Raw genomic sequence first — 14,484 nt, 5'->3', positions numbered from 1 at the left:
CTCCCCACTCCCCACTCCCCAATTCTTCAATAAATTTTTCCAGCCCCCTAAACAATTGCTGGAAAAATTGGATATGTCGCCTACAATAGAGATAGCGGAGACAAATGTTTCCGTTCACTCCTCACACCACACTCCGCCCGGACTACTGTTCGGGCGGTTCCTTATGTTTATAAATAAATTCTAGAGCTTCTTTGCAAATGTACATCCTCGCACTTCCAAGCTGAGGTTTTTGCTATGGTAGAATTTTCACCAAGTTCAGATATTATTGGCGAAGGTTTTAGGCATGTCAACAGCCGCACAAGTTACCGATTCTAGTTTCAAGCAAGAAGTACTCGACAGCGATGTACCCGTTTTAGTTGACTTTTGGGCACCCTGGTGCGGACCATGCCGTATGGTAGCTCCTGTTGTCGATGAAATCTCCGAACAGTACAAAGGTCAAATTAAGGTCGTCAAAGTCAACACGGATGAAAATCCTAATGTTGCCAGTCAGTACGGTATCCGTAGCATTCCCACATTAATGATTTTTAAGGATGGACAAAAAGTGGATATGGTAGTCGGCGCTGTGCCTAAAACTACATTAGCTTCCACTCTCGAAAAGTATCTTTGAAACTCAATCGGCAATAAACTCCTCTTGAGTTATCCATCTTGTTCTAACTTTAGGTTAATTTTTATAAACAAGTTTGAGAGGCGCGAATTTCTCGTCTCTCAGACTTGTTTACATTTGTATACAGTTTCCGAATATTTTTAGGAGTTTTCTACCTCAAAAACAACTCCCTTATTCCTGCACTACCAATTTCCACCGCTAGGGCCGCCAACAGAAAACCCAAAAGCTGAGTCACAATCACTCCACCTTCAGCACCAATCCACTGGTCAATCAGATTTGCCAAACGCAAAATTAACCAAGTGAAAAACATCGCCCCTAATATACCCACCACGACAGCAATATGCGGACTCTGTGATTTCGACATCAGTAACATTACCGTCGTCAAAGTTCCTGGCCCCGCTAGCAGTGGTAAAGCTAGTGGAGTAATTGCAACATCGCGTCCTTCCTCAATAATCGGCTGATCTAATTCTCCTTGCAGCATTTGCAAAGCAATTAACAGCAACAATAATCCTCCTGCTACTCGCAAAGAGCCGATACTGATTTCCAAATAATTTAAAATTACTTGCCCTGTAAAGGCAAATAGCAAAAGAACTGCGATCGCAACGATAATTGCTTTATCTATGACTTTGTTTCTTTGGTCTGGCATCATGCCCTTAGTCAAAACTAAAACAATCGGTATATTGCCCACAGCATCCGCCAAGACAAACACAGCGATAAATGTTTGAATAAGAATAGAAATATCCACAGCAGACAGCTTTTATCAGGGTTTGATCACAACCTAATCCTTATCTTGCTCAGTTTGCTATAACCCAGAGGAAGATTAAGATCAGCAATAAAACAAGTCTGTTAAAGCAAAGTAACACTGACGCATTTCTAATTAAGTTCCACAGATGTTGAAGTAGCGATATATTTTGATAATCTATCTTCCATAAATCAACTGTTCGTTGTTGAATCTATGAAGTCTTATTTAGCCGCCGCTATTCAATTGACCAGTGTGCCCGATCTACACAAAAATTTGGCACAGGCAGAAGAATTAATAGAGCTTGCCGTGCGTCAAGGTGCTGAATTGGTAGGTTTGCCAGAAAACTTTTCCTATATGGGAGAAGAAAATGACAAACTTGCGCAAGGCGATGCGATCGCTCTTGAAAGTGAAAAATTTCTCAAAAAAATGGCTCAACGCTTTCAAATTACGATCTTGGGCGGCAGCTTTCCAGTTCCGGTAGACAATACAGGCAAAGTTTATAACACCACTCTACTTATCGATCCCAGCGGTCAAGAGCTTGCCCGCTACTACAAAGTACATTTATTTGATGTTAACGTCCCTGACGGCAACACCTATCGGGAATCCAGCACGGTTGTGGCTGGTACACAACTACCCCCCGTCCATTTTTCAGAAAAACTCGGTAATTTAGGACTTTCTATTTGTTATGATGTCCGCTTCCCTGAACTGTATAGACATCTGGCAGATAAGGGAGCTGATATTATCTTTATTCCCGCCGCCTTTACTGCCTTTACTGGCAAAGACCACTGGCAAGTACTACTACAAGCCAGAGCCATCGAAAATACCGCCTACGTCATTGCTCCTGCCCAAACAGGTAACAACTACGGTCGTCGTCTAACCCACGGACACGCGGTTATTATTGACCCTTGGGGCGTAATTTTAGCCGATGCTGGGGAAAAACCGGGAATTGCGATCGCAGAAATCAAGCCCACTAGGCTTGAACAAGTCCGCCGTCAAATGCCCTCTTTACAACATCGGGTGTTCTAGGCACTGGGTAAGAAGCAAGGGAGAAGAGTTTTCCCTTCTGCTCCCCGTACCCTCTCCCTCTTTTCAATGTCCAGTTCTTGTAAATAAAACAAAAAACCGGGTGTTTACCCGGTTTCTGACAACATTCAAATCCTCAGTTTTTTAGGAGCATAGTCCTGCTATGCCCCTATTTATTTATTGTGAGAATTAAACTTTAGCAGCTGCTTTGGTAACAACGTTGAGTTCACCTTTAGCATACTTAGCAGCAAAATCTTCCAAAGAAATTTGCTTGATCTTGCTTGCATTGCCAGCTGTGCCAAATTGCTGATAGCGTTCAGCACAAACCTTCTGCATATATGTAATGGAAGGCTTGAGGAAGTGACGGGGGTCAAACTCCTCTGGTTTTTTAGCCAAAGCTTCACGTACAGCAGCAGTAATAGCCAAACGGTTGTCGGTGTCGATATTTACTTTACGTACACCACTCTTAATACCTTTTTGGATTTCTTCTACAGGTACACCGTAGGTTTCAGGAATTGCACCACCATACTGGTTAATTAGCGCCAGTAAATCTTCTGGTACAGAAGATGAACCATGCATTACCAAGTGGGTGTTAGGCAAACGGCGGTGAATTTCTTCAATGCGGCTGATTGCCAAAATTTCCCCAGTCGGTTTGCGGGTAAACTTGTAAGCACCGTGGCTTGTGCCAATGGCAACAGCCAAAGCATCTACTTGGGTTGCTTCTACGAACTCAACAGCTTCATCGGGATCGGTTAGCAGTTGTGAGTGGTCGAGTGTACCTTCAAAGCCGTGACCATCTTCAGCTTCACCAGCACCAGTTTCTAGAGAACCCAAACAACCGAGTTCACCTTCAACGCTGACACCCAAAGCATGAGCTACATTTACAACTTCGCGGGTAACATTAACGTTGTACTCGAAGCTCGCGGGGGTCTTCGCATCAGCTTCTAAAGAACCATCCATCATCACGCTGGTGAAGTTGTTCTTGATTGCTGAGTAGCAGGTAGCAGGCGCATTACCATGATCTTGGTGCATGACAATGGGAATGTGAGGATAGGTTTCTACCGCTGCCAAAATCAGGTGGCGGAGGAAGTTTTCTCCTGCATAATTACGAGCGCCGCGTGAAGCTTGTAAAATTACGGGGCTATCTGTCTCGACGGCAGCCTTCAGGATCGCCTGAATCTGCTCCAAATTGTTAACGTTGAAAGCTGGGATGCCATAACCGTTTTCAGCTGCGTGATCCAACAGTAGCCGCAGTGGTACAAGCGCCATAGATAGTCCTCCTAATGTGGTTGTCAGCTAGTCGGTCTGAGAGAAGCGTAATCATTACGCTAAATCTTAAGAGTTTTTTCAACTTATAGGAAATTATAACTAGTGTCGTGTGCCTATGTTGAAAAAGTTTACGCCATAATTACTATAAATATGTTCTATACTTGCTCTCTACTGCTGTACTATGCCCCATGCTTGGTCTGTGTTGCTGTACATTTAGTTACCCTACAGTTCGTAGCTCTGGTAGCCCACTATCCAAAATGGTCATTTGAAAGCGATCGCACTCTTGAATATTTTCCCAGATCAAGAAGCGATCGCCTCAGCCTAAATCTGCTAATTTATGGACAAATGCTATGTGTTCAGGTAGATTGCAAGCCTATTTGTAAAACACTTAACACGGACTGCATATTCCCCCCTAATAACTCTGCAACCGCTAACCACAACCCTGGAAAAATTTGACTACGGAGAATTCCGTTACTATCAGTAGCCAACTCTAGATACTCACCCTGTTCCAAATAGAACCAACTCAATTTCTGATTGAGTACTTGCCAGACGATATATTCTTTGACTCCATTGCGACGATAGGCTTGTTTTTTGGCATGGAGGTCGATGGCGACACTACTAGCGGCAATTTCGACAATTAACTCTGGTGCGCGTTCAATATAATCATTCACATCCAGCCTTGCTTGATCATTGCGGAAATTTATTGTATCTGTTTTGCGATTGCCATGACCGCAATTAATCAAGAAATGCGTAGGCATAGCCTTTGTGTTATTAGCTAAAAAAGCGATCGCTATGCTGCACAAATCTGAAAATGTCTTTAATGCAAGAATTTGGAATTTTGAATGATTAGCTGCTATCTGTTTGTTGATTTTAATCGCAAGTTGGTGGTGTTCATATATCTATCTGTCAACATAGAATATCGGCGTTTAACTTTTGCTTTCTTTGGCGTAGCAACTCCTTCAGATTTAATCTCAGATTACAAGAGAACACCGTTTAATATTGGTCAGTCAATTCAACTAGAAGGTTTTAAAGAAGATAAAGTCTATCCTTTAGGTGAAGGATTGAAAGAGAAAGTTAGCGACCCGATCGCAGTTCGCAAAGTAATTAGAAAAATCTTATACTGGACTAATGGTCAACCTTTTCTAACTCAAAAGCTCTGTCAGATTATCCGTAACTCTTCATCTGTGATTCCTGCAAACAGTGAAGTCGAATGGATTGAAAATTTGGTACGGACAAATGTGATTAATCATTGGGAATCCCAAGATGAGCCGGAGCATTTAAAAACTATTCGCGATCGCATTCTCAATAGGCATCTACAAATTAACAAAGTTCTAGAGCTTTATCGACAAATTTTACACCAAAAAGAAATACTCTCCGTTGATAGTCCAGAAGAAAAAGAATTGATATTATCAGGGCTAATTATTAAACAACAAGGTTCTTTGAAAGTCCATAACCGTATTTACAAATTGATATTCGATCAATCCAATTTTGATCGAATATCAATTTGTAATGCTCAATCAAAGACCTATATTAACTGTATGGGTCGCCCGGGATTCGAACCCGGAACTAATCGGTTAAAAGCCGAGTACTCTACCGTTGAGTTAGCGACCCTTTCGCTGCATTTCGCAACTTTGCCATCATAGCATATACACCTGATTTGTAAAGGGGTTTAGAAAAAATTAGCCGTCAACCTTACAGATGCTGTGTGGCTAGCTCCTGGTGCTAACACAGTCAGGTTATCACCAGTATTGAGAGAGTTACGGGTGGCACTCCACGGTTCTAGACAGTAGAATTCTTTGCCCTTGACTGTCCAAAATACCAGGTAGGTAGAGAAATCATCATAATCCAAGGTGAGTTTTAACTTCCGGCTACCATCTATTGCAGTGGCCGAGTGACTCGTTAGCTGTCCAAAGGCAAAATCAATTTCATCACGGCTAAAGTCAAAATTGCCGTCAAAAGAGTGAATTTCCTTAGTTTGATTGTCTTGATACTGCTTAGAAGGAATTTCAACCTCTAACTGAGTTTTATCACCGCATAGAAAGTAGGGATGAAAACCAGCCGAAAAGGGCATTGGTGTGGATGACAAGTTTTTATACTGCTGGCGAACTTCTAGGGTATTACCTTGAAGTTCGTATGTGAAAGCCAGCTGAAAATCAAAAGGATAAACTGCCTTAGTTTGCTCATTGCTATCAAGAACGACAGTGAGACTAGCTTTATCTTCAGTTTTTTGTTCTGTTGCTTTCCACGGCAATTCACGGGCAAAACCGTGTTGCTTGAGAGTATATTGTTGCCCGTTGTGAGTGTAAGTATTATCTGGTAGATTGCCACAAATAGGAAACAAGATTGGATTCCCGCCTCTGACACTTAAATCAGGATGAGTAAAGCGTTCAGTATCCAGGTAGAAAATTTCTTGCTTTTGAATGCGCCAACGGGTGATGATACCACCGCGTTCGGGTACCACTTCCAATTGAGAACCAGCGCCTTCGTCAGAAAGAATATAGGTCTTGTACTGTTGCTGTTGAACTGCAATGCTAAACACAAATTTTAGTCCTGGGTATAGGGATAGTTAGGAGTTAGAAGTTGTAAGTTAGAAGTTAACAATTTCTAACTTCTACCTCCTAACTCCTAACTCCTAACTTTGTTACTCGTCTTCTGCAAACACAAAACGATATAACTCGCTAGGGTCTGGTTCAGGGCTGCTTTCGGCGAATTTAACCGCTTCGTCGATTACATCCTGAATTTTACGATCAATTGCTTTGATTTCTCCCTCATCTGCCAGATTTTGCTCCACCAAATAAGCTGCCAACTTCTTAATTGGGTCACGAGCGAACCAAAATTCTTTCTCAGCTTTGCTTCGCATTTCATCTGGGTCAGCCAAGGAATGACCCCGGAAGCGGTAGGTAAGCGCCTCAATTAATGTTGGGCCTTCACCCGCACGAGCACGGGCTACAGCTTCTTGGGCCACGGCTCGGACTGCTAGTACATCCATACCATCTACTTCCACGCCCACCATGTTAAATACACTGGCTTTTTTATAAATCTCTGGCTGGGAAGTGGCTCTTTCGTGAGACATACCAATGGCCCACTTATTATTTTCAACTACAAAAAGAATTGGTAGTTTCCATAAAGCTGCCATATTTAGCGTCTCGAAAAACTGACCGTTGTTAGCTGCACCGTCGCCAAAAAAGCAAGCTGTAACTTGGTCAGCATTTTTATCTCCCAACACTTCGCGGCGGTATTTGCTTTGAAAAGCCGCTCCAGCCGCTACAGGAATTCCCTCAGCCACAAAAGCATAGCCACCCAGCAAGCGATGTTCCGCAGAAAACATGTGCATGGAACCACCGCGCCCTTTGCTGCAACCTGTGGCTTTGCCAAATAATTCTGCCATTACCTCTCTTGCTGGTACTCCCGCACTCAAGGCATGAACGTGGTCGCGGTAAGTACTACAAACGTAATCTTCACCCGGTCGCATTGACTGCACAACACCACTGCAAACGGCTTCTTGACCATTGTACAAATGGACAAAACCAAACATTTTGCCTCTGTAGTACATTTCAGCGCACTTGTCTTCAAACAAGCGCCCTAACACCATATCCTCATACAACCGTAACCCTTCTTCCTTGGTAATGTGCGTAGTAGCAGGATTAAAAGTGGGTAAAGTACGCTCTTGAACCATTATTTTTGAGTATCCCTGTTGTACAACTTAAAGTTACGGTCTTAAATAAGTTGGTCTGATAACGCCTCAGCTTTTAACAGGCTAGCGTTTGCAAGACTCAACAATCAAACTTTATTTATGCACCAAAAAAGGGTCTGAGGGAATAGCTGAATTTTTAATTTTTGATTTTTAACTTTTCAGCCCATGCCCTGTGAGGATTTGACTCTAACGACAATAGACTTGTCGCTTTGGGTTTTCTCTCTCACTATTCCCCTTCATAGACTAGCAATCAAGATAGACTGCTTTCTGCATATCCATTAACAATTTAAAAAAAAGGGCGCAAAAATCTATATACCCAAATAGGTAATTGTAATTAAAGGTTAATTATGATATGATTTTTTTCTCCAGTTATCAGGGTCAACTCCCAATAGTGGTATTTTAGTAACCTCCTAGTGGGAAAGTGCCGAAAAAATCAATCATCAATAGATTCTTGCAACCACAACAATTATGCCGTGATTAAAAGCGGTAGTTGTGGTTTGTGCTATCGAAGGCTGATAATAGTTGTGTTAAACATAAATACTAAGAATTAAGACAAAAAATTGAGGCTTTCTAGGCGAAAGCAAAAAATTAGTACTAGAATGTGACTCAAAATTTCGGGAAGTTACAAAACAAGTTGTTGCAATATACACTTGTAGAGTAAATTCTACACGGCATTTTTATGGCACGGTTTTACAGGCCTGGAAAGCTCTAGGTGAATTATGTTGATCACGGTGCAGGGGAAGTAGGCTGTGCGAATTCCGCTAGATTACTACCGAATTTTAGGACTACCGTTAGCGGCAAGTGATGAACAATTGCGACAGGCATACAGCGATCGCATTGTACAATTGCCACGACGTGAGTATTCTCAGGCAGCAATTTCTTCTCGTAAACAACTTATAGAAGAAGCTTACGTGGTTTTATCAGATCCAAAACAACGCAGTACCTACGATCATCTCTATCTTGCCCACGCCTATGACCCTGATAACCTTGCTGCTGCCGCAGTAGCACTGGAAAATCGTCCAGAAAGCACCAAAAGGGGTATTGACACCCAGAGTTTGGGTATCGAAATTACCCAAGACGAATTAGTTGGCGCTTTATTAATTTTGCAAGAGTTGGGGGAATACGAACTTGTATTGAAACTAGGTCGTCCGTACTTAGTAAATAAAAATAGTGCTACAAGTGCAAGAAAGGGCAATAATTTAGCAGACGAAGAAATTTATGAAAGCGCTGAACATCCAGATGTTGTTCTCACTGTTGCCCTTGCTTGTCTAGAATTAGGTCGGGAACAGTGGCAGCAAGGTCACTATGAAAATGCCGCCATATCCCTAGAAACTGGTCAAGAACTGCTAGTACGCGAAGGCTTGTTTTCTAGTGTACAGGCAGAAATTCAGGCTGATCTTTACAAGTTGCGACCATATCGAATTTTGGAGTTGCTGGCACTACCTCAAGAAAAAACTGCCGAACGACAGCAAGGTTTGGAATTATTACAAAACCTCTTAGAAGATCGTGGCGGGATCGATGGCACGAACAATGATGACTCTGGTTTAAACATAGATGACTTTCTGCGATTTATCCAGCAGTTACGCAACCACTTAACAGTTGCAGAGCAGCACAAGTTATTTGAAGCCCAAAGCAAACGCAATTCTGCTGTTGCAACTTATTTAGCTGTTTATGCTTTGATAGCGCGGGGATTTGCTCAACGACAACCTGCTTTAATTCGTCAAGCAAGACAAATGCTCATGCGTCTTGGCAAACGCCAAGATGTACATTTAGAACAGTCTCTATGTGCGTTACTTTTGGGACAAACTGAAGAAGCAACTCGTGTTTTAGAACTTAGTCAGGAATACGAAGCTTTAGCTTTTATTCGGGAAAAATCTCAAGATTCTCCAGATTTGTTACCAGGGCTGTGTTTATATGCAGAACAATGGTTGCAACATGAAGTATTTCCTCATTTTCGAGATTTAGCAAACCAGCAAGCTTTCCTAAAAGATTACTTTGCTAATCAACAGGTGCAAGCTTATTTAGAAGCACTGCCAACTGATGCAGAAACAACTAATGAATGGGCTGTAATTAACCCCCAATATTTTCCCCAGGTCCAAACAAATAAGCCTCATTTCCACAATAATTCAACTAAGACCTCAGCGCAATTTAATCACAGCAGAACCCCTGATCCAGATTTGCCAGAAACACCAACAAAAGAAACACCCGAATATTCAAACTTCTCACTACCCATGTGGAATTCATCTGGGAGTGTAAAATCAGAGGTTCCTACTGCCGAACGGATGAGCAGAGGCACTAATCAGCATTTGAACGGTTCAGCTAAAAGTGCTGCACCCGGTCATAACCAAAAGCGTAGGCGGAGAAAACCTACTCCATCTGCTAGCCGAGAACGTTTACCAGACAATCGTCCTCATTCTCGTCGTCCTCGGCGGCGGCGAACTTTTGCGAACACCATAGAAGGAAAAACACGGCTGGTGTGGAGAGTGTTTATTTCTTTGGTGAGTATATTAGTTTTCTGGGTGTTAGCCACAACAACTTTTGGATGGTTAAAAAATCTGTTTTTTCCTACAAAAGATGTGCGTAGTTCAGAGTTGTTTGTACAAATAAATCAACCACCAATACCTATTCCCGATCCAAATAGTAACCCACAATCAGCAGAAGGCCCTTTAACAAGTGCAACGGCAGAGGAAGTTATTCGGACTTGGTTATCTACCAAAGCCGCAGCTTTAGGGCCGAATCATGAAATTAATAATTTAGAGCAGATTTTAACTGGATCAGCTTTATCTCAATGGAGGCTGATTGCTCAACAGAATAGGTTAGACAATCGCTACCGCAAGTATGAGCATAGCCTGAAGGTCGAATCTGTAGAGAGAATTGATTTATTTGCAGATCGTGCGGCAGTGGAAGCTACGGTTAGAGAAGCGACCCAGTTATATGAAAATGGTCAGTTTAAAAACTCTTCTAATGATAATTTGCGAGTTCGGTATGATTTGATTCGAGAACGAGGTAAATGGCGTATTCAGAGTACATCTGTTGTGAATCAGATAATCAGATAAATTGGAATTTTTAGACAATGATCTGCGACAAAGCTTTACTTTAAAGGTGGGCTAAATGTAACTTGTAGAGACGCGATAAATCGCGTTTAAAAGACTGACACATTAGAGAGACGCGATAAATCGCCGTCTTTACAAAGAATGTACTTGTCAACTATTCCTTGACAGACTACTAACTAATAGTAACAACAGCTACCATCGCATCGGCTAGAGGGGGATGAGACGAAGCACACTAAAAATTTATTTTTATAACTGAAAATTTTATTTTATTTATGTGTTAAGTAGCTTTTAGGATGTTATCTGTATAATCTATCATTCAGTCTAAATTATCGCATGTATAATCTATCATTCAGTCTTATTGATTATTGACCTCTGTTACTCATTGATAGGTTGAAATTTGGGAATTAGGGTATCTCTTTTTAAGACATAACATACCACTCACTTAGTAGTTATTTATTAACGGAATTTGAGAAGTTATATAGGCATACTCTATCCTAGACATTGCCTGAACTTGTGCTTCAAAAATCATGAGCCATTATATGAATAGTTAGCACGTTTACGGCACTATCCAATGTCTCAAGGCTTATTAAACTCCTTTCAAGAAGCATACAGCAATCTCGAACTATTCCCGTTGATGGAACGGAACGAAATGGAAAGATTTAGAGTCGAATATGGTGATGATTTGATTGCAGACTTGAACCAATTAGTAGAAGATAGTCCTAATGGAGATGGCAAAATTGTCTTTACAGGACATCGAGGATGTGGTAAGTCTACTTTGTTAGCTGAATTTAGCCGACAAATTCAAGATAAATATTTTGTAGTTCTCTTTTCTATTGCTGACAAAATTGAAATGTCGGCTGTTAATCATATTAATATACTGTTTGCGATCGCAGTTAATTTAATGACAGAGGCAGAAGCCCGCCGAGTTGATATTCCTCAATCTACTAAAGAGGCTCTTTATAAGTGGTTTGCTACCCGCACTCGCACTGAAGAATTAAATTTACAAGCAGAAGCTAGTATAGGTTTTGACCTCTTAAAATTGATTAGTTCTAAATTAAAAGCTGATGCTAGCGTTCGGGATGAGATTAAGCAAGAGTTTGAACGCAAATTATCAGATTTAGTTGCCAGAATTAATGAAATTGCTGCTCTAATTCAAGCTGCAACGAAACAAAATGTTTTAGTAATTATTGATGATTTAGATAAACTTGACTTAGGCAGAGTTAACGAGATTTATAGAGATAACATTAAAGCTCTTTGTCAACCTAACTTTCAAATTATTTACACTATCCCAATCGCAGTCCTTCGAGAAACATTTATCAGCACAATAATTGCCACTGAAACCAATGATCAAGTTGTGGCAATGCCTGTCTTAAAAATATTTGATAAAGGTAAAAATCGCTTCCCTAATGCCCAACCTCGACCGGAAGCAACAAAGATTCTCGGTGAAGTTTTACAAAAGCGGATTTCCAGTGAATTAATCACGGCAGAAACTGCTGAAAAGATTGTGATTTACAGTGGTGGTGTATTGCGAGAGCTAATTCGGATTTCTAAGGAATGTTGCCGTATATGTTTGCGAATGATCCGGCGCAATCCCACAGCCGAAGTTATCATTGATGATAAAATTCTCCTTCAAGCAATCAATAAAATCCGCAATGATTTTTCTATACGTTTAGGAAAAATTGATATAGATATTTTGCAGAGTGTCTATGAACAATTTATGCCAAATGACCCCAAACAAGCAGAGTTTTTGGATTTGTTACATGGGCTGTATGTTCTAGAATATCGCACTGATGAAACTTGGTACGATGTTCATCCAATTATTATCGAGAGCTTGAAAAGACAGGGAGCTATTAATGTTAAATGAAGAATTATTTGATGAAGGAGAAAATCAAGATGCGTATGATGATTTAATTGTTTCTATTGAAGCTCAAAAGCGGGGATTAAATTTACTGATTGCAGTTTGCGATGATGCTAGCTTTCGTGATGAAATTATTGCTCAATATGAAGCTGAACTACAACCCGCCTTTCGCGCATATCGAGTAACTTTAGCACGTCAGGAACCGAGCCTCAAAGCTGCTCTTAACCAACTGGTACAACAAAAAGAATATCTCCGTCAGCAGAAGCCGGCGGTGATTACTGTGACGGGTGCTGAACAACTTTATTTTCTCAGATTGGGAAATGAGCAATCAGAGCAGGAGAAATTTTTTGGTTACTTACAGTGGACAAGGGAAGGATTGCGCGAATTTCCGTTTGCGATCGTGCTTTGGGTAACTAACCAAATTTTAGTCAGCCTGATTAAAAAAGCCCCTGATTTTTGGAGTTGGCGCAATGGTGTATTCCGATTTGAATCTAAAAAGACAAATGCTATTCCTGGTAAAGAACTAGAACATATACGCTTTGTTTTTAGAGACACAGAATTAGCCAGCACAGATACTAATGAAAATAACCCTTTTTTCTTACCCATCCAAGATTTACAAAGGCTAATCGAGAAAGTAGAACAGGAACAGGGAACTAAAGATCCTACCTTGGCTACCTTATATTCAAGGTTAGGTGATATTTACCGCAGTAGATTAGAACGGGGTGAATCTCAAAATTATCAAGAAGAACAGGAATTAGCAATTAAATATTGGCGCCAAGCAAGTGAACTACAAAATGAATTAGGTTTGCAGGTAGACTTAGCTAATAGCCTCAATAATTTAGGAGGAATATATCGTGCAACGGGACACTATAGCGAAGCCGAACCTTTATATAAACAAGCTTTAGAACTGAGGAAACGCCTGCTAGGAGACAACCATCCTTCTTTTGCTACTAGCCTGAATAATTTGGCAGGACTCTACAAATCTACTGGACAATATAATAAAGCGGAACTTCTATATCAAGAAGCTTTAGAAGTGAGGAAACGTCTGTTAGGAGAAAATCATGCCGATGTTGTCGCCAGTCTGAACAATTTGGCACTACTGTATGATGAACAAGGACGTTATGACGAAGCAGAACCTTTGTATCTGCAATCATTAGAACTCGAAAAACGTCTGCTTGGTGAAAATCATCCTTCTTTCGCTCTCATACTGAATAATTTAGCGCTACTTTATTATCATCAAGGACGTTTCAGTGAAGCTGAACCATTGTCGCAACAAGCAATAGAACTAGATAAGCGATTTTTGGGAGAAGAGAATCCTGATGTTGCAACAGATTTGCACAATTTAGGTTTAATATACCGCGCTCAAGGACGCTACAGTGAAGCGGAATCTTTGTTTTTGCAATCATTAGAACTCAAGCAGCGTCTATTGCAAAAAGCGCATCCGCTTTTTGCAGATACTATCTATGCTCTTGGTTATATGTACAGGGAGCAGGGACGTTACAATGAAGCGGAACCCTTGTGTATAAAAGCCTTAGAACTTGATAAGCACCTATTGGGACAAAATCATCCCAATGTTGCTGAAAGTCTCAATAATCTGGCAGAAATTTATCGTGAAACTGGACGTTATGATGAAGCAGAACCGCTTTATTTACAAGCTTTAGATATTTGTGAACGAGTTTGGGGTGTAAATCATATTCGTAGTGTGGCTGTTCGTGAAAATTTAGAAAAACTTGCGGTGGCGATGCGGGAGAATTAAGGTCAGAAAATCTCATGCAGAAACTAGCTTAACTTCTGCCTTCACGTTTGCGTGTTCCGCCCAGTCTGTAGCAACTTCTGTCTTGGCTGTAGCAACTTCTGCCTTCACGTTTCAGTGTTCCGCGCAGTCTGTAGCAACTTCCGCCTTCACGTTTCCGTGTTCCGCGCACCCTGTAGCAACTTCCGCCTTCACGTTTCCGTGTTCCACGCACCCTGTAGCAGCTTCCGCCTTCACGTTTCCGTGTTCCGCGCAGTCTGTAGCAACTTCCACCTTCACGTTTCCGTGTTCCGCGCACCCTGTAGCAACTTCCGCTTTGACGTTAAGCTGATTTTGACTGGTCGGAAATTTCTAAACATTTATCACAGCCTATTTTTCCACGCAATAATCAACATTTCAAAGATCCGATACCTGATTGGATTAAAAGGGATATGGTGCGATCGCTTCCCAAAGATCCCCGACTTCTTAAAGAAGTCGGGGATCTGAAG

The 14,484-nt window shown here is 41.2% G+C and carries 9 protein-coding genes, 1 tRNA gene and 2 pseudogenes; 6 read left to right on the top strand and 6 right to left on the bottom strand.

Translation table 11 applies throughout. The features are described 5' to 3' along the window. Positions 1–283 precede the first annotated feature (283 nt). On the top strand, positions 284–607 hold the full coding sequence (trxA, locus tag F8R90_RS09530; protein ID WP_190895257.1) for a thioredoxin: 324 nt from the start codon (positions 284–286) through the stop codon (positions 605–607). Between the two features lie 148 nt (positions 608–755). Here trxA and F8R90_RS09525 read toward each other — a convergent pair whose 3' ends face one another. Continuing rightward, positions 756–1,349, bottom strand: a complete 594-nt coding sequence (locus tag F8R90_RS09525; protein WP_196510545.1) for a MarC family protein — start codon at positions 1,347–1,349, stop codon at positions 756–758. Between the two features lie 210 nt (positions 1,350–1,559). Between F8R90_RS09525 and F8R90_RS09520 the strand changes: the two genes are divergently transcribed. Further along, positions 1,560–2,372, top strand: coding sequence for a carbon-nitrogen hydrolase family protein (locus F8R90_RS09520; protein WP_196510544.1), 813 nt, complete (start codon positions 1,560–1,562; stop codon positions 2,370–2,372). A 186-nt stretch (positions 2,373–2,558) separates the two neighbouring features. Here the strand turns inward: F8R90_RS09520 and fba are convergent, their stop codons facing one another. Beyond that, positions 2,559–3,638, bottom strand: coding sequence for a class II fructose-bisphosphate aldolase (gene fba / locus F8R90_RS09515; protein ID WP_069070843.1), 1,080 nt, complete (start codon positions 3,636–3,638; stop codon positions 2,559–2,561). A gap of 316 nt (positions 3,639–3,954) precedes the next feature. Beyond that, positions 3,955–4,309 (bottom strand): annotated as a pseudogene (locus F8R90_RS09510) (Uma2 family endonuclease); the annotation flags it as partial. A 171-nt stretch (positions 4,310–4,480) separates the two neighbouring features. On the opposite strand from F8R90_RS09510, the pseudogene F8R90_RS09505 reads away from it, so the two are divergent. After that, positions 4,481–5,104 (top strand): annotated as a pseudogene (locus tag F8R90_RS09505) (AAA-like domain-containing protein); the annotation flags it as partial. Positions 5,105–5,177: 73 nt separating this feature from the next. Here F8R90_RS09505 and F8R90_RS09500 read toward each other — a convergent pair. The 3 genes from F8R90_RS09500 to pdhA form a co-directional block, all read right to left on the bottom strand. Further along, a tRNA-Lys gene (locus tag F8R90_RS09500) sits at positions 5,178–5,249 on the bottom strand. 58 nt (positions 5,250–5,307) lie between these two features. Next, positions 5,308–6,177 carry an aldose epimerase family protein gene (locus F8R90_RS09495; RefSeq protein ID WP_196510543.1) on the bottom strand — a complete coding sequence of 290 codons (870 nt, stop codon included), beginning with the start codon at positions 6,175–6,177 and terminating at the stop codon, positions 5,308–5,310. A gap of 102 nt (positions 6,178–6,279) precedes the next feature. After that, positions 6,280–7,314, bottom strand: a complete 1,035-nt coding sequence (pdhA, locus tag F8R90_RS09490) for a pyruvate dehydrogenase (acetyl-transferring) E1 component subunit alpha (RefSeq protein WP_069072716.1) — start codon at positions 7,312–7,314, stop codon at positions 6,280–6,282. Positions 7,315–8,081: 767 nt separating this feature from the next. Between pdhA and F8R90_RS09485 the strand changes: the two genes are divergently transcribed. From F8R90_RS09485 to F8R90_RS09475, 3 genes are all read left to right on the top strand, one after another. Beyond that, a complete protein-coding gene (locus F8R90_RS09485) occupies positions 8,082–10,388 on the top strand; it encodes an IMS domain-containing protein (protein WP_196510542.1) in 2,307 nt (768 codons plus the stop codon). 568 nt (positions 10,389–10,956) lie between these two features. Next, on the top strand, positions 10,957–12,249 hold the full coding sequence (locus tag F8R90_RS09480) for an ATP-binding protein (RefSeq protein WP_196510541.1): 1,293 nt from the start codon (positions 10,957–10,959) through the stop codon (positions 12,247–12,249). Then, complete coding sequence (locus F8R90_RS09475; RefSeq protein WP_230966218.1) at positions 12,239–13,999, top strand: tetratricopeptide repeat protein; 1,761 nt, start codon at positions 12,239–12,241, stop codon at positions 13,997–13,999. The genes F8R90_RS09480 and F8R90_RS09475 overlap by 11 nt, the downstream gene beginning before the upstream one ends. Positions 14,000–14,484: the final 485 nt, after the last annotated feature.

It is taken from the genome of Nostoc sp. NZL, from assembly GCF_015714705.1.
Lineage (GTDB): Bacteria > Cyanobacteriota > Cyanobacteriia > Cyanobacteriales > Nostocaceae > Nostoc > Nostoc foliaceum_A.
This window is presented reverse-complemented; position numbering and strand designations above follow the sequence as displayed.